The sequence below is a fragment of the Gimesia fumaroli genome (assembly GCF_007754425.1).
GTDB classification, from domain to species: domain Bacteria; phylum Planctomycetota; class Planctomycetia; order Planctomycetales; family Planctomycetaceae; genus Gimesia; species Gimesia fumaroli.
The window spans coordinates 3,517,405-3,541,659 of sequence record NZ_CP037452.1 but is presented as its reverse complement, the minus strand read 5'-3'; the positions used below and the strand labels follow the sequence as shown (position 1 = coordinate 3,541,659).

20 protein-coding genes and 1 tRNA gene are annotated in these 24,255 nt (G+C 48.6%); 8 read left to right on the top strand and 13 right to left on the bottom strand.

Annotated features, from left to right (window positions below; genetic code table 11):
* Positions 1 to 122 precede the first annotated feature (122 nt).
* Positions 123 to 1,154 carry a caspase family protein gene (locus tag Enr17x_RS13460; protein ID WP_145309506.1) on the top strand — a complete coding sequence of 344 codons (1,032 nt, stop codon included), beginning with the start codon at positions 123 to 125 and terminating at the stop codon, positions 1,152 to 1,154.
* 152 nt (positions 1,155 to 1,306) lie between these two features.
* Positions 1,307 to 3,436 (top strand): C25 family cysteine peptidase, encoded by a 2,130-nt coding sequence (locus Enr17x_RS13455; protein WP_145309504.1) that lies wholly within the window; start codon positions 1,307 to 1,309, stop codon positions 3,434 to 3,436.
* A gap of 123 nt (positions 3,437 to 3,559) precedes the next feature.
* Here Enr17x_RS13455 and Enr17x_RS13450 read toward each other — a convergent pair whose 3' ends face one another.
* The 4 genes from Enr17x_RS13450 to Enr17x_RS13435 all read right to left on the bottom strand — a co-directional run bounded on the left by Enr17x_RS13450 (position 3,560) and on the right by Enr17x_RS13435 (position 5,331).
* Entirely contained in the window at positions 3,560 to 4,111 is a 552-nt protein-coding gene (locus Enr17x_RS13450; RefSeq protein ID WP_145309502.1) for an integrase core domain-containing protein, read from the bottom strand.
* 9 nt (positions 4,112 to 4,120) lie between these two features.
* Positions 4,121 to 4,342 carry an IS3 family transposase gene (locus tag Enr17x_RS30385; RefSeq protein WP_198001140.1) on the bottom strand — a complete coding sequence of 74 codons (222 nt, stop codon included), beginning with the start codon at positions 4,340 to 4,342 and terminating at the stop codon, positions 4,121 to 4,123.
* A gap of 145 nt (positions 4,343 to 4,487) precedes the next feature.
* Complete coding sequence (locus Enr17x_RS13440) at positions 4,488 to 4,685, bottom strand: hypothetical protein (RefSeq protein ID WP_145309500.1); 198 nt, start codon at positions 4,683 to 4,685, stop codon at positions 4,488 to 4,490.
* 572 nt (positions 4,686 to 5,257) lie between these two features.
* Positions 5,258 to 5,331 (bottom strand) — tRNA-Arg (locus tag Enr17x_RS13435).
* A 311-nt stretch (positions 5,332 to 5,642) separates the two neighbouring features.
* Here Enr17x_RS13435 and Enr17x_RS13430 point away from each other — a divergent pair.
* Positions 5,643 to 7,298: a Na/Pi cotransporter family protein gene (locus tag Enr17x_RS13430; protein ID WP_232101050.1), complete on the top strand. Its 1,656-nt coding sequence runs from the start codon at positions 5,643 to 5,645 to the stop codon at positions 7,296 to 7,298.
* Positions 7,299 to 7,313: 15 nt separating this feature from the next.
* Here the strand turns inward: Enr17x_RS13430 and Enr17x_RS13425 are convergent, their stop codons facing one another.
* Positions 7,314 to 8,414, bottom strand: a complete 1,101-nt coding sequence (locus tag Enr17x_RS13425; protein WP_198001139.1) for an acyl-CoA dehydrogenase family protein — start codon at positions 8,412 to 8,414, stop codon at positions 7,314 to 7,316.
* 128 nt (positions 8,415 to 8,542) lie between these two features.
* Positions 8,543 to 9,856, bottom strand: a complete 1,314-nt coding sequence (locus tag Enr17x_RS13420; RefSeq protein ID WP_198001138.1) for a hypothetical protein — start codon at positions 9,854 to 9,856, stop codon at positions 8,543 to 8,545.
* A 214-nt stretch (positions 9,857 to 10,070) separates the two neighbouring features.
* Here Enr17x_RS13420 and Enr17x_RS13415 point away from each other — a divergent pair, with 214 nt between their 5' ends.
* The 3 genes from Enr17x_RS13415 (at position 10,071) to Enr17x_RS13405 (ending at position 14,051) form a co-directional block, all read left to right on the top strand.
* Entirely contained in the window at positions 10,071 to 11,168 is a 1,098-nt protein-coding gene (locus Enr17x_RS13415) for a tetratricopeptide repeat protein (RefSeq protein WP_145309492.1), read from the top strand.
* Positions 11,169 to 11,654: 486 nt separating this feature from the next.
* On the top strand, positions 11,655 to 12,911 hold the full coding sequence (locus Enr17x_RS13410) for a trypsin-like peptidase domain-containing protein (RefSeq protein WP_232101049.1): 1,257 nt from the start codon (positions 11,655 to 11,657) through the stop codon (positions 12,909 to 12,911).
* A 213-nt stretch (positions 12,912 to 13,124) separates the two neighbouring features.
* Positions 13,125 to 14,051 carry a thiamine-phosphate kinase gene (locus Enr17x_RS13405; RefSeq protein WP_145309490.1) on the top strand — a complete coding sequence of 309 codons (927 nt, stop codon included), beginning with the start codon at positions 13,125 to 13,127 and terminating at the stop codon, positions 14,049 to 14,051.
* 21 nt (positions 14,052 to 14,072) lie between these two features.
* Here Enr17x_RS13405 and rpoN read toward each other — a convergent pair whose 3' ends face one another.
* From rpoN to dnaX, 4 genes are all read right to left on the bottom strand, one after another.
* Positions 14,073 to 15,563, bottom strand: a complete 1,491-nt coding sequence (rpoN, locus tag Enr17x_RS13400; protein WP_145309488.1) for an RNA polymerase factor sigma-54 — start codon at positions 15,561 to 15,563, stop codon at positions 14,073 to 14,075.
* 67 nt (positions 15,564 to 15,630) lie between these two features.
* Complete coding sequence (gene recR / locus Enr17x_RS13395) at positions 15,631 to 16,257, bottom strand: recombination mediator RecR (protein ID WP_145309486.1); 627 nt, start codon at positions 16,255 to 16,257, stop codon at positions 15,631 to 15,633.
* 82 nt (positions 16,258 to 16,339) lie between these two features.
* On the bottom strand, positions 16,340 to 16,693 hold the full coding sequence (locus Enr17x_RS13390) for a YbaB/EbfC family nucleoid-associated protein (RefSeq protein ID WP_145309484.1): 354 nt from the start codon (positions 16,691 to 16,693) through the stop codon (positions 16,340 to 16,342).
* A gap of 1 nt (position 16,694) precedes the next feature.
* The gene (gene dnaX, locus Enr17x_RS13385; RefSeq protein WP_145309482.1) at positions 16,695 to 18,503 is read right to left on the bottom strand and encodes a DNA polymerase III subunit gamma/tau; all 1,809 of its coding nucleotides are present in this window, start codon (positions 18,501 to 18,503) and stop codon (positions 16,695 to 16,697) included.
* A 422-nt stretch (positions 18,504 to 18,925) separates the two neighbouring features.
* Between dnaX and Enr17x_RS13380 the strand changes: the two genes are divergently transcribed.
* Positions 18,926 to 20,251 carry an amidase gene (locus Enr17x_RS13380; RefSeq protein ID WP_145309480.1) on the top strand — a complete coding sequence of 442 codons (1,326 nt, stop codon included), beginning with the start codon at positions 18,926 to 18,928 and terminating at the stop codon, positions 20,249 to 20,251.
* A gap of 72 nt (positions 20,252 to 20,323) precedes the next feature.
* On the top strand, positions 20,324 to 20,953 hold the full coding sequence (locus Enr17x_RS13375) for a hypothetical protein (protein WP_145309478.1): 630 nt from the start codon (positions 20,324 to 20,326) through the stop codon (positions 20,951 to 20,953).
* A 135-nt stretch (positions 20,954 to 21,088) separates the two neighbouring features.
* Here the strand turns inward: Enr17x_RS13375 and Enr17x_RS13370 are convergent, their stop codons facing one another.
* The 3 genes from Enr17x_RS13370 to Enr17x_RS13360 form a co-directional block, all read right to left on the bottom strand.
* Complete coding sequence (locus Enr17x_RS13370; protein ID WP_145309476.1) at positions 21,089 to 22,096, bottom strand: acyl-CoA desaturase; 1,008 nt, start codon at positions 22,094 to 22,096, stop codon at positions 21,089 to 21,091.
* 224 nt (positions 22,097 to 22,320) lie between these two features.
* Positions 22,321 to 23,055: a response regulator transcription factor gene (locus Enr17x_RS13365; RefSeq protein ID WP_145309474.1), complete on the bottom strand. Its 735-nt coding sequence runs from the start codon at positions 23,053 to 23,055 to the stop codon at positions 22,321 to 22,323.
* On the bottom strand, positions 23,052 to 24,059 hold the full coding sequence (locus Enr17x_RS13360) for a sensor histidine kinase (protein ID WP_145309472.1): 1,008 nt from the start codon (positions 24,057 to 24,059) through the stop codon (positions 23,052 to 23,054). The genes Enr17x_RS13365 and Enr17x_RS13360 overlap by 4 nt, the downstream gene beginning before the upstream one ends.
* Positions 24,060 to 24,255: the final 196 nt, after the last annotated feature.

Genomic DNA, 24,255 nt, shown 5'->3' with positions numbered 1-24,255 from the left:
CACTCCGAACAGGTATTGACAAAAGGCCACTGTACATTAAACTTGAATATCCTACATAGCCTTGGCAATACATTAAGTCAGGTAGAGGTTAACAGTCTGATAAGTTCCGTAGAAAGATACCAATGCATATTCGAATAACTCAATTAGCAATAGTCTTCATCTGTTCTATCTTCGCAGAATCTGCAGTAGCACGACAGTTGTATGCGGTATTGGCAATCGATACTCACTCAGACCTTGGCGCTTCTGTTGCTACCGACCTGAAGAACATCAAGAAAGTATTACGAACTGGTATACCACGCAACTCACTGCAAATTATAGAACTTATTGGAAAAGACGTCAGTGAGAGAATGATCACAAACACTCTCACAAATCTAAAAATCCAGCAAGATGATGCAGTATTATTTTACTATTCTGGACATGGCGGGTTTTCTCCCGAAGAAGGTCACTTTTTGATCCTGAACAACAGCGGACGGGTTCTACGATCATCCATTGTGCAATCCATAAAGAAACCATTAACACCACGCTTTTGGGCAGTCATCACTGATTGCTGTGCATCGGTCTCAGGTGAGCCTGCTCCATCCCCGGCTGGCGCCTTCCCTGCCAATACCACTCTTTTAACACATCTTTTTTTTAATACTGATGGCCGGATTGATATCACATCATGTCGTCCTGAACAGGTTTCTATTGGAATGCCACCACCAATAGGCGGAGCTTTTACATGGTCTTTCTGTCGTGCATTAGAGCAAAATGCAAACAAGCGTCTTGACTGGAATGATGTTTTCAAAATTACTCGCGAGAAAACCGCAAGATTTTCGGAAATTAAGATGCAAAATGATTTCAAACCTCACACCTATCGTGACATTCCACAGAAAACACAAACGCCATATTCTTTTCGTAGGATGTATGGTAGAGATGTCAATGATCTTCGTCTCGGAGTAGAGCACATAAACCGCCGTATTTTAAAAGTGAAAAACGGCTCACCTGCTTCACGCAGTGGCCTTACAGCAGGAATGAAAGTCATTCGTGTTAATGGGCATGCAATAACTGATGATAACCATCTTATTACTGCTGTGAACTTCTCGCAGAAAAAAGCAACAATTGACATCGAATCAAATGGTATCGAGCAAACCTTCAATGTCGAATTGGAGAATTGAACAGCATTAACTGCTGTCAGGGAGATTTTAGTGGATAGGACTTTTAGACATAAAGCCCTGTGCTCTTAAATCGGTACATTTTGTAAATCGCACCTATAATCGATTAACAGACGTGATGCTAAAAATTTCATTTTGATTCTAGGATCCTTACTATGCGTAAATTAGTTATGCTTGATGCAGCAGGCTTATCAGATGAATATGATATCGAGCTATTGGGGACGGAGCCAATTGTTGAAGTCGAAGAGTTTGAGCATGAGATCCGTCTTTCTGTTAAGTTTCCCGCATTCTTTCTAATAGATGATAGCCACGAGGTAAAAGGAAAACGCATCCCTTTTAAACAAGTTGACATTGATGGTGTCGGATATCTGGTTGAAAGTGGTAAACCACTAATGCCATCTTTTGGACGATATGTCCAATTACCAGCTGGCTGTGGTTATGAAGTACATGTAAAGAAGTCCGAGCCGCGCGAGTTCGAAGGAATCGATGTACTGCCAGCGCAGGATGAGATTACTGATGACGCCGACACTGAACATGAATTCGAATATGATGAGTCGTTTTACAAAAAAAGCAGAAGCTATCCCAGCGAATTAGTCGAGGTCACAGGGCCGTTTGAGCTCGACGCCTATCATGCAATTTTGGTCCATATACGTCCGGCGCAGTATAAACCCAAAAAGCAAAAACTACTTTTATATCCGAATATTGTAGTAACAATTCGACTTATCGAAGGCGCTGGGGATGCGGATCTCGATGTTTATGATCGCAATCTCGAATTAGAGTCATTCGGAAACATGTTCGTGAATCCACAGCGCGACATAGAGCAGCGTCTGGAAGGGCGATGGCTGGAGCGACAGCCACCACTATCTCACCTCACCGGTCCTCAATACCTAATTATCGCACATGATGACTTTCTGCAGGCGGCGCGAAAGTTGGCAGATTGGAAGTTGCGCAAAGGGCTTATCACAAAGATTGTTCCCATATCGGATATTGGTAATTCGGTTTCACAAATCAAAGAATACGTTCGAAATCAGCGGTCAAAACCGGGGTCGAAACTGCGATATCTGTTACTACTCGGCGATGTTGACCAAATTACAACTGAGACGATCAGTGGCGGCGCCTTTGGATCTAATGCGTCGGATTATTACTACACCACTAAATTTGACCCTGCCGGGAGCACCGACCTGGTGATGCCATCCATATCAGGTGGGAGAATCCCAGCTCAATCATTGGCAGAGGCGAATGCGGTGGTGGAACAAATAATACGATACGAAAAGGCCCCCCCAGCTGACCCAGAATACTACCGGCGTATGACGTTTGCTGGTTATTTCCAAGACGACCAGCCCCAAGACGGCAGGGCAGACCGGCGGTACATGAAGACCTTGGAGAGCATTCGATCACACCTTGTCAGTCTGGGGTTTGAAATAGAACGGGTATATGTCTCTAACAATCCCAACCCTCAATACTTCCGTGACGGCACCCCCGTTCCTACAGAAGTGAAGGCTGCTCTGCTAAACGGTGCAGTCGCTACCGCAAACTTAGTAGATGCAACCACAGAAGGCCAATTGATCACAGCACATCGTGATCATGGTTTGGAATCGGGGTGGCATATGCCTCATTTCCAAACTGGTGATCTTAGTGGAGTCACAGGCACAATGCCGAGCATCTTTTACAGTGTCAACTGTCTCACAGGACGTTTTGATCTTTCGGCCTCAACAAATTCTTTCGCGGAAGCCATTATGCAGTTGCCCGGCGGTGCACCTTCTCTGATCGCTGCCACTCGTGTCTCGCATTCGTTTTTGAATGATGACTTGACTAAGGCAATTTTCGACGGGATGTGGCCTGGTGTGCTTCCCACCTTTCCGAGTTCTACGGCGGCCTATGGTGTGCGGAACAACCGACTCGGTGACCTACTCAACTATGCCAAGAGCTATCTACCCATTTGCGGCAGCGGTTCTCCCCAGTACATCAAAGATCACTTTGAAATCTATCACGTCATAGGTGACCCTACATTGGAAATCTGGAAAGATGTCCCACGATTAATTCGGCTGCGCGCATTTATCCAAGATACACACATGCACATTCAGCTGCCTATCGTCCCCAAAGGCTGTCTGATCACAATCTGGCATGGTAAGAGGCTCTTAAAAAAATTCGAGCCCTCATCCACATTGGTGAGGATTTCGCTACGGGATTTGCAAGGACGAGGGCTGCCTTGGATGGAACGTGTAGTTCAAATATGCGCAGCCGCCCCAGGAAATCGATTTAGTGCTGTAAAAGTACGAATCTGATCTGTTGCCTCGGATTGTCCCTTACGAAAATTCAGATGATCTGCCTGCCACTAATTCCGAAGACCATAGGGAAAAATTAAGGAGTCATCGACTATTGGAATCCCCCCAAAAGTTGATCCAGGGTTATGAGAGTTCGGGTTGGGTAATTAAATCAGCAGCGTGACGCTGGAGTGGAGGGAGAGAAGGAGCCGGAGGCGGATTCTCTCCTGGAACGGAAGCGGCACACTGCGACGCAAATTCGGCGGGTGTCTGACCGCCTAAAGAACTGTGTGGACGACGTTGGTTGTACATACTTCGCCACTCATCGATCACGGTCATCGCTTCAGAAATCGTCGTGAACTCTTCGCACGCTAAACATTCATCTCGAAACCGACTGTGAAAGCTCTCTACGAAACCATTCTCCCACGGACTTCCAGGCTCGATGTACGACGTTCCCACATCGATTCTCTCCAGAAACTTCCGCAAGGACTTTGAAATAAACTCCGGGCCGTTGTCGCAACGTACGAATGTCGGAACACCACGAATGGCGATCAAGTCTACCAATACCGCAATCACATCTTCACTGGTCATTTTGCGGCTCGCATTTAAGGCAATGCACTCACGAGTATGCTCGTCAATGATTGACAAAATCTTGATGGCGCGACCGTTGGTCGTACGATCAAAGATGAAATCCATTGACCAGACCTAATTCATTCGTTCTGACTTTCGACGTAGAATGCCGCCACTGGAATTCCCCAAACGCTTGCGTTTCTGTTTCTTTCTGGGCACCTTCAAGCCTTCCTGTCGCCAAAGTCTGTAAACTCTTTTGAAGTTGACCTGCCAGCCTTCACCTCGAAGCAAACGAGTGATCTGGCGATAACCAAATCGTGGGAACTCTCTAACCAACTCCAGAATTCGAGAGATCAATCGAGATTCATCTTCCTTGACCGTGGGAACGTACCGCTGTGTACTCCGAGGCTGATCAAGAACTTCACAAGCCCGACGTTCTGAGATCGAACACGTTTCTTGAACATGCTCGATGGGAGCTAAAAGGGGTCTGGACTTTTTTCCCTTATCCGACGAGCGGCAGGTGTTGAAAGTTCATCTGAGTTGGTGCTGGTGATATCTGGTAGGATTCATCTGCCAGCGGTTTGTTTCCGCACTCTGGTTGCAAACAGCGGTTGGTGCCGAGCTGCTCACTTTTTTGCAGGCCGCTCTGGTTCCATTTACTCAGTGATTTGAACTTGAATGTCGCCAGGCGGGCGGACACATGGGTCCCGCCCCTACTTTTTGGAGGATGAATTTGTGATCTGGTTTTGTGATTCGATGTGTTGGTTTCCTGCTCGCTGTGGTCGGCTTGGATTTGTCTCCGAATCTGACCGGGTTTTGAAAGTTCGATCTGTCTCTGTTTTATTTCTGATGCCCGCGCTGTTGATGAAAATTTTCTGCAGGGGCGTGAGGTGGTCAAGAGGAAAGGAGATTTTGATGTGGTGTGAACGGTGGCTGGCAGTGTGTCTCAAGAGGCGGAGAGTGGACCGGACGGTGTCGGATATGCGCCGATGTGTGTCGACCCGCATAACTTTTGGAGGATTCGATTTGAAAAATCGGTCTAATACAAGCGGTTTTTTGCAGGTGCGGTTAAAACCGGTTTCACAGATTCACCTGAACCAGCAGTGCTCACGCGCGCGACGCATAACTGCAGATAAACTATGCAACGCCGGGTTGCCGTCAAGTCAGATTTTTTCAGCAGGAGGTGCTGGATCTTCAGGAATGAACATCGAACAGGGAGACTGTGTTCTGACTGCGGAATTAGAACTGATTCAGCAGGTGTGCTCGCGAAAATACCCCCGGCTGGGCTCGAACCAGCAACCTCTGGCTTCGGAAGCCAGCACTCTATCCAATTGAGCTACGGGGGCGCAGATCGGGGTCAGAATCACATGAACAGGTTCATTTTCAGCCCGTTTCAGGCTTATTTCTGCATTCCCAGATAAGTCTATGAACTGATTTACCGTCAACAACACAATCTCACAAGGACCAGCAGCATAATTTTAGTGCCGAGTTCCAAGAGAGTCCGGCTACAGGCTTGTATTATTAACAGATCTTCATAATAAATATGCAAATTCTTAACATTTATCAATCCAAATGAACACCATCTTATGCGGCCCTGTTCGAAATCATCTGGGGCTGAGAAATAACACGGCAGGGTCTAAAAAATACCATGTTTGAAATGACGACCACCCTCATTGGAGGTCTGGGGATCTTCCTCCTGGGAATGAAATATATGTCTCAGGGGTTGCAGTCGATTGCTGGTGCCAGCCTGAGAAGTCTCATTGGAGCGGTGACGAACAATCGCATCCTGGCAATCATTGTTGGCTTTCTGGTGACCGTGCTGGTGCAGTCCAGTTCTGTGACAACAGTGATGACCGTCGGGTTCGTGAACGGCGGCTTGATGTCGCTGACGCAGGCCATCGGCGTGATCATGGGTGCGAACGTCGGCACGACCGTGACCGGTTGGATTCTGGTTCTGAAAATCGGCAAATATGGTCTGCCGATTCTGGGCGTTTCTGCCTTCGTCTACCTGTTTTCCAAAAACGAAAAGTTGCGGTATACGGCTCTGGCGGTCATGGGAGTCGGCATGGTCTTTTTCGGTTTACAGCTGATGAAAGAAGCCTGTAAATTCCTGAAAGATTTGCCGGAGTTCCAGGAATGGTTTCTTCACTTTCAGGCGAACAGCTATCTCGGCCTGTATCAGTGTATGCTCGTGGGATGTATTTTAACGATACTCGTTCAATCTTCGTCAGCGACTTTGGGGATTACGATTTCACTGGCGGTAACCGGGCTGATTCCTTTCGAGACAGCAGCGGCACTGGTACTGGGGGAAAATATCGGGACCACCGTTACCGCGTTGCTTGCCTCGCTGGGCGCGACCACCAACGCCCGCCGCGCAGCTTATTTCCACGTGCTGTTTAACATTTCCGGGGTCATCTGGATCTCAACGATTTTCTTCTGGTATGTCAAATTTATTCCCTGGTTGATCGATGTCGATGTGACCAAAGCAGTCATGGTCAACGGGGAGGCCACTTATCCCAGTTGTGTATTCGCGATTGCAGCCACACACTCCGTGTTCAATATCGTCAACACCATTGTCTTTCTGCCTTTCGCCGGGAAGATCGCGACATTACTGACTCGGATCGTGAAAGACAAACCGCAGGAAATCGCACACCTGAGAAGCCTGGATATCCGTATTCTCGAAACGCCGGTGCTGGCGATTGATCAATCGCGGGGTGAAGTCATCAGGATGGGCGTGATTTGCGATGAAATGGTTCAGATACTGAATCGGATTCTCTCTCAGGAAACACCAGCCACTGAAGATGTGGATAAGCTCTTTGAATATGAAGAAGAGCTGGATCGCATGCAGGACGAGATCACTACTTATATCACGCACCTACTGGCGATGGATCTGCCTCAGGAAGTGATTTCCAAAGGACGCTGTCAGCTGAGAATGGCAGACGAGTATGAATCGATCAGCGACTACCTGCAGCGGATTGCCAAATTCCGACTGAAGCTGAAAAAGCAGGGTAGGGTTTTTGATGAAGCTCATAATAATTCGCTGCTGGATCTGCTCAAGATGGTAGAACAACAGTTAAACCATGTGACCACGGCTTACCAGGAGGAAAACACAGACATCGTTTCGGCGACCGTCCATTCGGGAGAAGAAATCAAAAAGAAAGTCAAAACGTTACAGCGCGAACATCTGGATTACCTGTCAAAAGAGAAAGTCGACCCGTATATCAATGTTTCCTATACGTCAACGTTGAACGCACTCCGACGTGTCAGGGATCATGTCATCAACCTGGCAGAAGCACTGGCGGGCGAGAAGTAAGCGAAAAAAAACGGCTCAGTCGAGCACGCAGGCGAACTCTTTCATATTGGCATGAACCACTGGTTGTGGACAGGACCAGACGAGGAAAAACATCGCCTCGCGAATGGCACGTTCTGCGGGATGACCTTTGACAAAGCCAGCGCCTTTCACGGCCGCCAGCAAAGCCTGTGAGGCACGCAGGACTAGCGAGTTTGAACGTTCGCGAATCTTTTCGGAAATGGAACCGTTCAAAGTTCCCGCGGTGAGAGTTTCAAACATCTCATCAAAGATTCTTTGATAATCGGCCTGCAGCGGGTTGAAGATTTCCTGCAGATCAGGTCGTTTCGTGGCTTCTTCTTCCAGTTTCATAATGGCGCGACGGGCCACTCCGAGCGCGAGCGCGGAGGTGGTTAATGAGCCGGCGCCGCCCTGACCATCGGGGCGTTTCATTACTTTTTCGACGGGGCCAGCGATCAGACATTCCGCGGGAATGGTCACCTGATTCAGTTTGACGGCTCCCGTCTGCGAGCCTGTCATCGAGAGCATTTCAATCGGAGGCTGCGGTTCAACGCCAGCGAGATCGGTACTGACGAGCCCCAGGATTTGCATCGCATCTTCACAGACGCCACCGGTCACAATGTAATCTGCTTTCACGGCGCCTGTCACCCAGGGAACAAAGCCATCCAGAATCCAGCCGTTTGAAGTCTTCTCTGCAGTCACCGTCGGCTTACTGAGATGCTGACGTGAGGTGGTTAAATGTGAGATCCCCACCGTGGCAAATTTTTCCCCCGAAACCAACTCATGGAAGACTCGCGTTTTTAATTCCTGATCTTCAGACCAGTTGATTCGCTGACAGGCTGCATTGAACTGAGTCAGTACAAACGTCGTAGTTAAACAGGCTTCGGCCAGCCTGATATAGCCGTAAGTCATCTCGACTGAATTCAAGTCGGCTCCGCCAAATTCCAACGGCACATTCCAGCCCAGGACTCCTGCCTGCTTGATGGCTTCCCACGATTCCGCGGGCCAGAGATGCTCTGTATCGCCGCCTTCAGCCAGTTGGGAAATGTTCGCTATTAAAGTCTCGAACTCGTCTGTGAAGCGTGCTGGTTTATTGAACTGCGAAGAAAAATCGGACATCAGGTTTCTCATTTGAAAAGCGAAAATTGGTTTCCTCTGATAATCAGTTTATAAAAAAAGCCTCATACCCGAAAGTATGAGGCTTGTCTCGGACAGAGAAGCACTGTGAACTGCTCCTCACTCGTTACTTATTTACACTTGGAACAGCCTGTCTCACAGGCAGAGCAGACGGGGACCTGTACCAGGACTTTTCTGGCAACCTGCCGACAAACCTGGACAGGGACCTCTTTCTCAACGGTGTAAGGAACACAAACCGTATAATTCTGCTTGACAACCTTGGGAACCCGCTTACAAACGGTAATCTTGCGAGTACACGTTTTTTGCTCAGGAACACAAACCGTGTAGGTGACTTCGCGAGTTCTTTCTTCTTTCACATAAGAGCAGACTTTGACATCACAGGTTCGAGTTTCCTGCTTACAAAGTTTAACCCGATAGGTATACTCTTGCGGCACACATTTGACTTCGCAAACTTTGACTGTGCGAGTCCGTTTTTCCGGTTTGCAGAGCTGAACTTCGTATGTGTATTTTTCAGGTACACAAACGGTCTCGCAGACTTTTAGTGTGCGAGTTCGTTTTTCCGGCTTACACAGTTGCACTTCATACGTATAAGGCACCTGCTCGCACTGCTGCTGATATGAAGTATATTCCACTTTCTTCTGGACAATTTTCGGAACCCAGACCCGCTGCGTACAAACAGGAACACACGCCGTCTGACAGCAGTCGCCGCAGTTTCCACAATTATCACAGGCCGGGGCAGGGCACGCCGCTTTGATCGGACGATCTTCCCAGTGTCCTTGATCTTCACAAACCGTATGATAGCGTTTAACAGGAACACATTTCATCACAGTCCGAGTGCCCTGACGCTTTTCCGTGTAAGGAACATTCACACAATATTCCTGAACAACATCTTTCATAACCACTTTCTGGACCTGACGCGTTCCGGTTCGCTTCTCCGTGTAGGGGACGTTGACCGTGTATTCCTGCGTGACGTCTTTCCAGAATGTTTTCTTAACCTGCCGAACTCCGGTGCGTGCTTCATAGTAAGGCACATTGACAGTATAAGTCTTCTGCGATGTTTTCCAGACGGGCTTACAGGCAATATATTTTTCCATACGTGTGCGTGTTTCAGGACGCATTACCGTGAAGGTCTGAGTGACTTCCCGCGTTTCCGGAACGCGTTCATAAATTGTGATATCCCGCTGTCGAGTCTCAGTTCGGTAGGCAGTACATTTGACCTTACGAACTTCTGTTACCATTTCCGGGACCATCACAGTCCGCTCGACTGTCTGGCAAGCGGGCTTGCAGGCCATCGTCGCACACGGATTACAACCGCTCAAACAAGGTGCTGCACTCACACAACACTGCTGAGACTTGCATTTCCCAGCTTCGACTGTGGAGCCTGCCATTACGATGGCCGTCACAGCACACAGTACTCTAATCATTTGTTTCACTTTCTTCCCCCTCATCGCTGTTTTGAACTTCCTGATACGAATAAATTGAAATTTTCCGTTTTCAAATTCCCTTTAGTTTGGGAAAGTGTTGTACGAGCCTATAGGATACCATGTTAATATAGGAATTCTACGAAATATACTACTTATATCGAAAAACTAACAAATCAACGAATTTTGATCGTTAGTTAACTTGGGATCTTGTCCAATGCCAACGCCGTTCAAAACAAATCCACTGCTGTTTTTACTCATTTGCGAAATGGTCTTTTGTCCAGTTTCTACTTTTGGTGCCGATGCCCCCAAGATACAGCCCCGTATAAAAATCGTGACAGCAAAGGATGCAGAAATCAAAACGAGTGGTGGCACACTTCGGAAAGTCAATCCGGGTGAAGTCGTTCTGATTACACAAACCAATAAGGAGTGGCTCTGGATTCCTTTACTGGGTGGCTGGATCAAACAAACCGATGTCCGATCCCCCGAAGAACTGATCCAGTTTTTAAATGAGGCTTTGAAAACAGAACCGACGGCCGAACGCTATCACCTGAGAGGCATCGCCTGGCAGGCACTTAAAAACTATGACCAGGCACTCTCTGATTTTGATGCAGCGCTCCAACTAAAGACAGATAACCCACATATTTATGTGAATCGGGGAAACATCCGTCGTTTAAAAGGGGAGTATGCGAAAGCACTGACAGACTTGAACCAGGCAATTCAGCTCAATTCCTCAAGCGCCAACGCCTTTCATATTCGGGGCTTGATTTACTTTGAAAATGAACAGCCTCAAAAAGCGATCGCCGATTATAACGAAGCAATTCGACTGCAGCCCCAAATGGTCTCGGCTCTTAACGCGCGGGGTATTGTGTATCGCGACCTGAATCAATCTGATCTGGCTCTGGAGGATTTTAATCAGGCAATCAAAGCAAATAAATTCGTATCCGAAGTATTCAGCAACCGGGCTTCACTGTGGGAGCAGAAGCGAGAGTTCGAATCTGCCATCAAGGACTATCAGAGAGCCCTGGAGCTCAATCCTGTCTCAGCGACGGCACATAATGACTTAGCCTGGCTTTACACAACGTGTCCTGATACGAAGTATCGTGACTCGAAAGCAGCAGTACTCCATGCGGAACGGGCTTGCGACCTCACTCGGTCGGCTGACTGGAATATGCTCGATACTCTGGCAACGGCCTATCATGAAAACCAGCAAACGGATTTAGCAGTGAAAACCCTCGCGCAGGCAATTCAAAAAGCACCCACAGATCAAAAAAATGAATTGAAAAAGAAACTTGAGAATTTCAGGAAACTGTAAGATTCAACTCAAGTAACCTCTCTCAGGATGAGTTCAGGACACCACTTACGCAGAATTTGCTCTCATCACGGTCTCGCAGGCTCTCCTTAACATTATTTCATGAGCCATTTTCTTTTCCACATTTAAATTGCTGAAATATCCAGCCGCACAATCGATACACTTTACCCATTCTGACGCCCTGTCAACTAGGTAAACTATTCCAGAGAGAACGTTCGTGATTAAGCCAGAAATGAGTTCATTCCGATATGCAGTTCTACGGAGCATTGATGGATCGTCTCCGGTCGGTAGATGGAACTAGGACACGCGAGTAATCGCACCGCCCACCTCGATGAACTGAGCCACCGAATGATTAAGTGCTTTTATAAACTCACACTGTGCACCATGATACTTGTCACAGGATCAGGTGCATTCTGCGAGAACAGTATAGCGTCCGATGTACGCAAAACACCCCTGGTTCGCGCTATTGAACGTGCTAAGACTTCTGTGGTGAATATCCACAGTGAGAAAACGGCACGTACTGAAGATTCACTCTTCGGCTCCGGAAAAAGTCGAAAAGTCAATGGTATGGGCACGGGGATCATTGTTGATCCCAGAGGGTATATTGTCACCAATCATCACGTCATTGATGGAGTCGATTCGCTCCGCGTGACCATGATGGATGGCAGCACATACAACGCGCGGATTATCTCTTCCAACCAGAGCGAAGATCTGGCGATCATCAAAATCAATCCGACGAAGAAGCTCACTGTGATGCCGCCGGGAACCTCATCAGATTTAATGCTGGGAGAAACCGTAATCGCGGTCGGAAACGCATTTGGATACGAGCATAGCGTGACTTCAGGAATTATCAGTTCGCTGTCTCGTGATGTTGAAGTCAACGAAAAGCAATCATACAAAAATCTGATCCAGACCGATGCCAGCATCAATCCCGGTAACAGTGGCGGCCCGTTATTAAATCTGGACGGGGAAGTCGTTGGCATCAACGTGGCGATCCGAGCCGGTGCCCAACGAATCGGTTTTGCGATTCCCATTGATGACGCACGGAAAATCATCGCCGACCTGATCAGCACCGAGTTAATCGATCACACATACCACGGTATTCTGGCCAATGACATCAAACAGGGTGACAAGCAGATGCTGGTGCTCGGTAACCCCGAGAAAAACAGCCCTGCAGAAAAATCCGGACTCAAAAAAGACGACATCGTCATGAAAGCCGGTTCTGTGAATGTCGTAGACCGTGCCGACCTGGAACGTGCCTTCATGGGACACAAGCCAGGAGACACGATTGATCTTCTGATTCGCCGCGATGAGAAAACTCAGTCAGTTCAAATCACACTGGCCGACTCCACTACCGTTGCCCGCACAACACCTGTGAGTGCTCCGATTGTTCGAGCACAGAACAACGAAATCTCGAACGATCCAACGCTTGAGAAGACCTGGGAAGTACTCGGAATTCGAATTACAAAAATTACTGAGTCACAAAAGCACATGCTCAACCCACGCTATGAGGGTGGCATGCTGATTGAAGAAGTTCGACCACAAAGTCCAGCCGCCATGAACGGAATGCGAAGAGGCGATATCCTGGTGGGACTTCATATCTGGGAAACGGTAAATCTCAGTAACATTTCCTATGTGCTGAGCAACTCAAAGCTTCCCAGTTTCAACCCGCTCAAGTTTTACATTCTCCGTAAAAATGAGACTCTTTACGGACACTTGCCGTTGAACCTGACCGGTACACCTTAGATCCATCATTCAGTTTATCAAACTGATCCATCAGCCCGACACAGATCATTTTGGTATGTGTCGGGTTCTTTTAATGTATACGAAAGACTATGATATCCGGCGTCCTCTGAGACTCGCCAAAAACAAGAGTTGCCTGCTATGATATCCATCCATTATCTTATACTCCGATTCTCACATTAATCCCTGTTTTCCGTCGATACAGAGACTAACAGCATGGCATCCTCATTTCATGAATTTGACCTCATTCAATGGATTCGTGAGCAATGCCCTAGCGCAAAAGCGAATCTCATCGGCATTGGCGATGATACTGCTATTCTGCAACCACCCCTGAACAGTGAACTGTTATTTGCAACAGACATGCTGATGGAAGGCACCCATTTCACCTTCCCACCAGCGACGCCTGAACGTGCTGGCCGTAAAGCATTGGCAGTGAATATAAGCGACCTCGCCGCGATGGCCGGACAACCTCACTCAGCGCTCATCAGCCTTGCGCTACCCAAGTCCAGAGGCCCTGAATTTGCCAAAGCCATAATGCAAGGCATCATCGATCTCGCAAAAGAATTTTCAATCCAGCTGATCGGCGGCGACACAAACAGCTGGGACGGCCCACTGGTGATTAACGTTGCCATTATCGGAATCGCCCCGGCATCCAAGTCTATTAAACGTTCCGGTGCCATACCAGGCGACTGGATCTTCGTGACGGGCGAACTAGGCGGCAGCCTGACTGGCCATCATCTGAATTTTACTCCTCTCGTCTCTGAAGCCTTAATCCTGAATCAAGCGGTCGCTATCCATTCCATGGTTGATCTCAGCGATGGTCTTGCTTCTGACCTGCAACATATTCTTCGCGAATCCAACGTTGGCGCGCTTCTGGATGCGACTTCAATCCCGATCAGCAGCAGAGTCTCAGAGAACGAATCAAAACAAACGCGCCTGCAGCATGCTCTCTCTGATGGCGAAGATTTCGAACTGCTGTTTACCGTGTCTCCCGAAGATGGAAAACAGCTGCTCAGCCAAAATCCGCTCCCAACCAAAATCACACAGATCGGCGAAATCACCAGCAGACAGACCGCCTTTATTCAGCACCCCGATGGTTCGCAGACTTCACTGGAAGACTCAGGGTGGAAACACGAGCTCTAAAAAGAGCAGGGGAGAACCGGCTTAATATTCCCGACGCTGCCGTGAGGAAGGGATATTCATCGCCTTGCGATACTTTGTGACAGTTCTCCGTGCCAGATTGTATCCTTCTTTGGATAGTGCTTCGACAAGAGAATCATCGCTGAGAGGCTTATTCTTGTCTTCCGCATCGATGATCTCTTTGAGCTTCAATCGAATGATGCCCCAGGCCACGTCTTCCCCTTCAGAGGTTTTGGTCCCCCCCCCAAAGAAGCGTTTCAACGGATACAAACCACGCGGCGTCTGAATCCATTTATCATCGACAGCGCGAGACACTGTCGTCACATGTACGCCCACGACGTCAGCAATCTGCTGCATCTTCAAAGGCACAATATGCTCAGGACCGTTGTTCAGAAAATCAGTCTGAAAATCGACAATTGCCTGTGCCACCCGCTTTAAGGTACTGTGACGCTGTTCGATCGCTTCAATCAACCATTTCGCAGCATCAATTTTTTTCTTGATGTATTCCTTGGTCTGGTCGTCGGTTTTGTTTCGTAACAACTGGGCATACCGCCGGCTGATCCGCAAGGGGGGCGTGTATTCATTTTCCAGCTCAACCACATACTTTCCGTTTTCATCAAGTTTGACAAAAACATCAGGCGTCACTTTTAAAACCGGTTCCGACTCGAATCCACGTCCCGGAAACGGATCCAGATAACGTAAATAGGACATGGCGTTCTTGATCATATCGATCGAATAACCGGTTTTTCGTTGAATCACCGGCAGTCGATTCTGCCCCAGGTCTTCCAGGTGCGACGTAATCAACGTCACCAGCACGTCACGAAAGGGGGCATCGGGCTTCAACTGAAGCAGGAGGCATTCCTTCAAATCACGGGCCCCCACACCGGGGGGATCGCATTTTTGAATCAGTTGTAGAGCGGCTTCTGCCTGCTCTTGCGTAATGTGTTTGCCGTAAACCTGCACGATCTCAGGCAGGGAACTTTGCAACCGGCCATTATGATCCAGGTTCTGAATCAGATACTCGCCAAACTCTTTGATTTCGGCTGGGCAATTAAAGTAATGGAACTGTTCCAGCAAATATTCATTCAGGGTCTGCTGACGTTCCGAGATATTGGCAATCGCATCGTTACTGCGTTCCATATCGTCACTGACTCGATTAGACGATGGCTTTGTAGCAGAAGTGACATTGTCTTCCGGCCACTGCTCTGCCATCTCCAGCAAACGCTCGAAATCAGACTCGTTATTCTGCTCACTGCCAGCCACCATCTCTTTTTCATCAAGGTCAGAGCTGTTGGATTCTGCATTTGCCTGATCCCGCATTAACTCTGATTCGGTATCGGGCGTATTCTCATTATCGCTGATACGCTCCAGGCAGACGTTCTCTGCCAGCTCCTGGTCGATTCGTTCTTCCAGCGCCTGTAAGGGGAGCTGCAGAATCTCCATCGACTGGATCATTCGCGGAGCCAGCTTCATCTGCTGGCCCAGTTTCATTTGTTGTGAAATATTCAGATGCATGTATTATCCGAATCCATACTCATCTTGGTCATGTATAAAAGTGAAAACAAATGAAAATTGAGGTGTCTTAAAAACGCTGCCGTCCCTGTAGCGCATCGGACAGCATCTCTTTATTAGCAAACTCTAGCACACTTCCAGAGGCGATTCCCCGGGCTAGTCTGGTTATTTCGACATTTTCGTTTTCCAGCAGATTGGAAATATAGAGGGCAGTTCCATCCCCTTCGAGCGTCGGATTCGTAGCCATAATAATTTCGGTGACTCCCTCCTGTCTGACTCGACGCACCAGCGCGTCAATCGTAAGATTTTCAGGGCCAACCCCTTCCAGCGGAGAAATGCGACCTTGTAAAACGTGATACACGCCTTGAAAGGAACTTGTGGCTTCCAGTGAAACCACGTCGCGGGGCTGCTCTACCACACACACCAGCTTTTTATCGCGCCGGGGGTCAGAGCAAATACTACAGACTTCATTTTCCGTAAGATTGTAACAAACCGAACAGGGACGCACTGACTGCTTGACCGCCAGGATCGCATCGGCCAGGAGGCGTGCCTTAGGCTCCGGGATCGACAGAATATAATGCGCAAGCCGCTCAGCCGATTTACGACCGATACCGGGAAGCGTGGCAAACTGATCAATCAGCTGCCCCACACTGGAACCATAAGGATGAGACTGACTCTCTCTTCCACGTGACGACATAACAGTGACTCTTTAAAAACGGAAGAATGCCAGCCCTTTAGCAGCAGTCAGGTCTGGAATCTTGATACAGGGAAGTGATCCATTAAGCATTCGGATTGAATTTTGACAATGCATCTTCCAGTCCCGGAATATTCATTCCTCCCGTGATTTGCGCCATTTCTTCAGCAGCACCTTCACGGGCTTTATCCAAAGCCTGATTTGTCGCAGCGATTAGAAGATCCTCAATCATCTCCTTGTCTCCACTATCGAAAAGAGTTTGATCGATCTTGCAGTTCAAGATTTTTTGCTGGCCATTCGCTTCCACGTTGACCATCCCGCCACCGGCAGAACCTTCAAAACGAAGCTGCCCCAGTTTTTCCTGCATCTCCTGCATTTTGCCCTGCATTTCTGAAAACTGCTTCATCATGCCGGCGATATTTCCCAGTCCTTTGAACATGTCACGAATCCTCTTTTTTCTCTTCTGTTTGCATTTTCAAAACCTCGACTCGCACGCTTTGCGCATTAAACACAGAAAGTGCTTCCTGCAGAAACTCGTCTGAGTCGGGCGCTAAATCCCGTTGCTCAGCTCGTTTTTGTGCCATCGAGGGCTTGCTCGGTTTCTCTTCTGAATTGTCGGATGAAGCCGCGGGTTCCTTCACGGTGAGACGAATTTTAATTCGCTCCCCCGTCACCTTCTCCAGCGAGCGTTCCAGTTGGGATAACATTTCGGGACGTTCGCAGTACTGTTTCGCAAAATTATAGCTCTTGGAGAATTGTAAATCCAGCTGTTTCGGCCCAGAAATTGCTATTGACTCAACACCCTTCAAAGAGCTTTTTAGCGAATCTTCTGTATTTTCAACAAGTTGCGACAACAATAAACTTTCCATCCCGGCACGAAATGGAACGAGTTCTTGGGAAGGAGCAGGGCTTTCAATTGAATTTGACGCTACAACCGACTGATTTTCATTTTTTTTTTCAATTTTTTTTTGATCAGGAGTCCCGGAATCAGTGATGGGACTCGACTCAACAGCGGGGGTGAGAGCAGGGGACGCTGAAATCGCCGCCGGTTTTGCTTGAGGGGCCTGTTGCTGAGGAGGAGACGAGGCAGGAGCGACAGCAGGTAGTTTTCCGGCTGAGGAAATAAAGGCACACAACTGATCCAGATCTTCCAATAGAGAAATCCGAATTAACGCCAGTTCCACCAGTGCACGACCATGACTGGCGCGAAACATCTTATTGCGGGCTTCATTCAGAATCTGGAACGCGGCCAGGCAGGTTTGAATTCCCCACGCCTGAGCCTGCCTCTGTAAACTATCACGGTTGATTTCGGAAATGGCCAGCAGGGTGACTTCATTCGCGCCCGTGGCGACCACTGATAAATCGCGTAAATAATTCAGTAACTGATCGACGAATTCGTTGAGCTGCACTCCCGAATTCAACGCCGCATCAAACAACGACAACGCGACATCGCGTTTGCGATCGATCAAGGCATCAATTAGCTCAATCAACCGCTCATCACTGGCAGTTCCCAGAATCCGATGCACACTTTCTGCCGTCAGATGCGACTCACCAAACGAGAGCAGTTGATCAAAAATCGACTGGCTGTCCCGCATTGAACCGCCGGCGCGGCGGGCGACAAGCTGGATGGCATCGTCTGCTACACTGACTTGCTCGGCTTCGGCAATCTGCTTGAGACGATCACAGATACTGTTCTCTTCAATATAGCCAAAATCAAAGCGCTGGCAGCGGGATAAAATCGTATCCGGCAACTTATTCGGCTCAGTCGTGCAGAAGATAAACTTCACATTGGGAGGCGGCTCTTCCAGCGTCTTCAACAAGGCATTGAACGCCTCCTTGGTCAACATATGCACTTCGTCGATAATATAAATTTTATACTTCGACCGCATTGACCTCACATTCACATTCGCCCTCAGCGAACGAATATCATCAATCCCGCGGTTCGACGCACCATCGATTTCCAGCACATCGACATCACTACCTACGGAGATATTCTGGCAGACTTCACACTCGCCACAGGGAATTCCATCCTGGGAATTCGGACAGTTTAAGGCTTTCGCCAGAATGCGGGCCATCGACGTTTTGCCTACGCCTCGCGCCCCGGTAAATAAATAGGCATGCGCCACGCGATCTGCGCGAATCGCGTTTTGCAGCGCTTTAGCAACCATTTCCTGTCCCACGACTTCCGAGAAGTTTTGTGGCCGGAAGCGGCGGGCCAACACCGTGTATTGTATCGCTTTTTCAGACATGCTTGTTTTCAGACATCGAACTCAGAATGATGCAAACTATTCTCAAACGACAATCAACCGATTGCACAACCAATAACAATAAGTGACTGAGGTCCGTTTATCCAGTGAGAGAGAGGTTCCGATTTGCATCGAGATGCTCGAACGAGCCGATATAAATAAAAAGGGGCGAAATGCTGCCTCCTCGTACACCTGAGATAAACCATTGTGGGCTGCTTCGGTTAAGATCTGACCCGGTCAACGACTACCCCACCATACTCAGAGACAGCATTTCGCCCCCTGATAAAGTGCGAATCAACGCGTGAACAATGCATTATGGAGCTAATTTTCCGAGCGTCAACCCACTGCCATTTGATTTCCGGCTGTGAATCGCCGAAAATCACAAAATACTGCAATAATCCTAACCCACGCATCAGAAATCGATTATGAATCTATTCCAGACGCCCCCCCAGACCATAGCCCACGTTCAGCAGGCCATTAAAACTCGCGAACTCTCCTGTCGCGAACTCCTGGAAAACTGCTTCCATAACATCGATGAAAAAGAGTCTACTCTACAAGCCTGGGCTCACCTCGACCGTGAAGCCGCTTTCCAGCAGGCAGAGGCCCTCGACCAGGAATTACAACAGGGACGCTGGAGAGGCCCGTTACACGGCATCCCGGTTGGCATCAAAGATATCATCGATGTCAAAGGCATGCCGACCCGAGGTGGCTTGGACACTCGTGGGAAAACACCAGCATCCCGGGACGCGACCATCGTCGAAAATCTGCGTCTGGAAGGGGCCATCTTCCTTGGAAAAACCGAGACCACGCAATTAGCCTGTTTCGATCCTCCCCCCACACTGAATCCCTGGAACCAGAAACACACGCCCGGCGGCTCTTCCAGTGGGTCTGCGGCTGCTGTCGCAGCCGGCATGTGCCTGGCTGCTGTTGGAACGCAAACGGGAGGCTCAATTATCCGTCCTGCCTCGTTCTGTGGCGTCGCTGGCCTGAAACCAACCTTCGGTATGGTCGATCGCCGGGGACTGATCCTGCTTTCCCAACATCTGGATCATATCGGTCCGCTGGCGCAAACCATCGCTGATCTGGTCATCATGCTCGACGGCATGACTGATCAGGCCACCTATCTGCCGCTGTTGATTGAACCGGTCACCGACGCGCCCCGCATTGGCTGGTTGACCGATTTCTTTGAGAGCAGGGCCGATGCCGCGATGGAACAGACATTGAAAGCCGTCCGCACGAAACTGGAAACCGCCGGTGCTCCCATTAGAGACTGCCCATTGCCGACGGAATTTGAATCCATCCTCGACTACCACCTGAATCTGATGCAATATGAAATGGTACAAAATATGGGAGAAGACTACGATCAAAACAAGGAATTCTACGGTCCCGCCATCAGTCAGGTTCTTGACGCAGGCAGGGAAGTTTCCCAGGAACGTTTTGAGGCCTGCCTGGACTACCAAAGTCTGATCTCACAAGTCACACGGCGGTGCTTCGCCCGCGCGGAAATCCTGATTTCCCCCGCGACTCTGGGACCGGCCCCCGATCTCATCACAACCGGCAACCCCAGCATGAACGCCCCCTGGAGCATGACCGGCTTCCCAACGATTTCCATCCCGGTCACAGTCACAGAAACCGGCTTGCCGCTGGCGATTCAAATCACAGGCCACCCCGACAAATTCGACGATCTTTTGCTCGCCGCCCAATGGTGCGAAGACGTCTTACGGCCGGGTTATCTGGAACAGATTTCGTAATCGCATCTACGGTAATACAAACAACTAAAACCCCCGCATAAGACACTCAATAGTTCAAGGAAAGACTTCAGAATGAGTCGATCAACAGCTGCATATTCAGTCGATCTGGAAACAATCAGGAATCTTGATGTCAAAGAAGCGAAAGGATATGCACAACTTTATATCGAAGATCTTAAACTGGAAAGTGGCTTAAATCCCGATGACGAAATCCCCAGTGAAGAAGTTGAGTATTATCGAGATGACGAAGAAATCATAAAAAAAATATTCAATCTCGGCGACGGCCCTGAAGAATCTAATTGCTGCCTGATAAATCCATTTCGGTGGCTATGTAAGCTTTTTGGAACACAACTAGATGGTTTAGGAGATTCGCTAACAAGTCCGCTCACAATTGACGCACTCTGGCTCAAGTCTAGCCTCTTAGACGACTATTATAATCCTCCATTTGGTTTTCCTCCCCATGATGAAAACATAGGACACTTAACATTAGAAGAAATCAAGAAAGAACGAGAACTCATAGACGGTTGCGTTGAAGAAACTTACGAAGAGTCATGTCCTGTACCTGTAGGACGGCTCCCTCCCGAAATGCTTGAGAGAGATATAAAAGAATGGAACGAAATCGTCTTACCTGCAAGAAAGGACTATCTGGAGTGGCTTGATTTTTGTATCCGCGAAAAAACGGACCTCATCATTATCGAAACATAAAATAACAAACATCATCAGTCCTCTTCGGGATTTTTGCACTTCCTGTTACCCAAGTCCTGTTTTATTGAAGGCAACAAAAAAGCCATCACCAGCTTTCACCGGTCATGGCTTGGAAACTTAATTCAGCAGACTCACTTATTTCGTGACCACAATCCCGTTCTTTCCGGGCTCCGGATCAATTTCCGGTTCTGCATTTTGCTCAGGAATCCGATCGTTGACATCGTAGGCCATGCCGACAGCCCGTAACAGTCTGATCGACCACCAGGTAATATCAAATTCCCATTTACGGTGACCAGCGGGAGCAACCGAAGGATGCGCGTGATGATTGTTGTGCCAGCCTTCGCCGTAAGCGACGATCGCCACCCACCACAGATTCTTGGATTGGTCGGTCGTTTCATAGTTACGATAACCCCACAAATGAGTTGCGGAATTCACGAACCAGGTTGAGTTATAAACGAAGGCCATCCGGGCACACAGGCCCCAGAGCAGCATTGACCAGCCCATGTAATTACCGCCCATGGCATAACCAATTCCGTACATGGCAAAGCCGGAACCAATCAACCATAGAGGATAGGTCTTTTCGAAGAACTGAATCATCGGGCGGTCTTTGAAGTCGGGGATATAGTGCTCTGCAAATTTTTCGTTGATGTCTTTGCTGCGATAAACGAACAACCACAGCAGGTGCGACCACCAGGTTCCCTCAAAAGGGGAGTGGGGGTCTCCATGCTTGTCTGATTTCTGATGGTGCAGACGATGTGTCGCAGCCCAGGTCAAGGGCGAACCTTCTCCGGACAGTACACCACACAGCAAGACAAAGAATTCCGCAGGGGCTCGTAATTTAAATGATTTGTGTGACAGGTAGCGGTGATATCCCAGACAGATGCCAATACTGGCGGTTGCCCAGTGCAAGACCAGACAGGTCACGATGGCCTGCCAGGAAATGAAGAATAAGGCAGCCACGGCGCCGATGTGAATTCCGGCCATCCATAGCAAAACCACCCAGTCCACATTCCCCCAACGCAAATTCTCTTTATGGAACTGAGCCAGGATCTGCTCACGCTCTTCGCGTTTTTTTGACTTCACTGTCTGGGTTGACGAAGCTGTTTTTTTCTCAGCTGGTTGATCAAGAATGACACTCGACATGATGCCCTCATTGTAATAGTTAGTTGTCTGAATTAAGTCACTCGTAGAAATCAGTGTTTCACTGACTCCCACACTTCAGCGGAATTCTATCAATGAGGTCGGAATCGGGTGTCTGGGAAGCGTCATATAATTGTCAAAGTTGTGTCAAAGTCACAAATAATCAAAGAATTAAGGTCTTTCTGGCAAAAAACACGATAGAAACCACCACACTTGTTCACAAACTCCTACTCAGAAGCCTCTTCCGGCATAAAGCGATAGCCGGCACCACGAACAGAAACGATGTGTACAGGCTCAGCAGGATTACTCTCGACCAGCTTACGTAACCGCAGCACAAAATTGTCGATCGTACGCGTGGTCACGAAAGCGGATTGTTCGCCCCAGACATCTTCCAGAATCTGGCTGCGTGTCAGCACCATGCCTTCGTGTTCGATAAAATATTTGAGCAACCGTAATTCGAGATTCGTCAGGCTTTTCCGCTCGCCATCCACCTCAATTTCGAATGCTTCAAAATCCACCGTCACGTTGCCAAAATGATAGAGAGGCGGCAGCGTTTTCACGGGAGCAGGAGTAGACTGTACGAGACTTTTCCGCTTCAACAGATTCTTCACGCGGCTGAGCAACTCCGGCAGTGCAAACGGCTTCGTCATATACTGATCGGTGCCACAATCAAACGCATACGCTTTGTCTTCACTCAACTCCCGGGCACTCAAAACCAAGATCGGAATCACCTCATCGATCCGGCGGATCTCCTTAGCAATCTCATAGCCACTCATCCCCGGCAGCATCAGATCCAGCACGACCAGATCGATGTTATCCTGATCGGTTTCATAGCAGTCCCTAAAGTAATTCAGTGCAGTCGGACCATCTTCTGCTGTCAGGACGGTATAACCTTCCTGCTCGAAGTTGAATTTCAAGCCCTGCGCCAGAGCCTGTTCATCCTCGACAACCAGCAACTTCATGACTCAGCCCTTCCTGGTAAATCAATCGCAAACACGCTTCCAGGCTGATCCAGTCGATCATGAACGGTCACTTTTCCCCCCAGTAAATGTACCAGATTCCGCACGATATACAGTCCCAACCCTGTGCCCGTTTTGCGGCGTTCGAGTTCACTTTCTCCGCGATAGAAGATCTTGAAAATATCCTTGCGTATTTCAGGGTCGACACCTTCCCCATTATCCATCACACGGGTAATCACACGTCCGCCTTTACTTACGCGCACCTGTACCTGAATTTCAGGCTTACTGCCGCCATATTTGATCGCATTATCAATCACATTTCGAAAGATCATTTCCAGCAATATCCGCCGCGTATGGATCACCGCTGGCTCGAAATCAAACTTGAAAATCTGATCGACTTCCAACTGCCGTCGATTACATTCCACACGCGCACAGTGCCTGATTAAAGGCTCAATCAGAATATCTTCCGGATCGGATTCCATTCCCAATGCGTCCAGACGTTTGACTTCCAGCAGTTGAGAAATCAGGTGATCCAATCGCTCCAGCTCAGTTTTCATCGTCGAATAGAATTCACTTCGCTTTTCCTCATCAAGAGACCGCATCTGCAATGTTTCCAGATACAGCTTGAGTGAAGCAATCGGCGTTTTCAATTCGTGAGTGACACTGTCAATAAAATCAGACTGCCGCTGACTGAGACGGACTTCCTTGATCGTCAACACGAGATACAAAGACAGGCCGACCAGAATCAGGACAAAAACCACCGTACCGATCGCCAAGGCAGTCCACCAGTAGATCTGAGCTGCCAGAATGATCCAGAACACCATTAGCGCAACATTCATGACCATCAGGACCACACTCAGGGTGATCGGCAACCGTAAACGGCCACTCCGTACTTTGCGCATTAAATGCAATCTGGTTTTATGATTTCCTGATCGAGACGGCGTTCCCTCGGCGGAACCACCTTCCGGATCGTGATGATCGAGTTGTTGATGCCCCGTGGATGACATCAATTGTTCCTTCCCAAGGAATCGCTGTATGGCGAACGAAATTTTTTTACGTTTGTTAACCATCGTCTTCACACACCATTGCCCCGATTCAAATATCTCCGGGGACTTCTGGAACGCTGGCTGTAGTATATCGAATCACAAACCGGCAGTGTATGAACAAACCATGCAAACATCAGAACTTCACTCATCTTGAGTC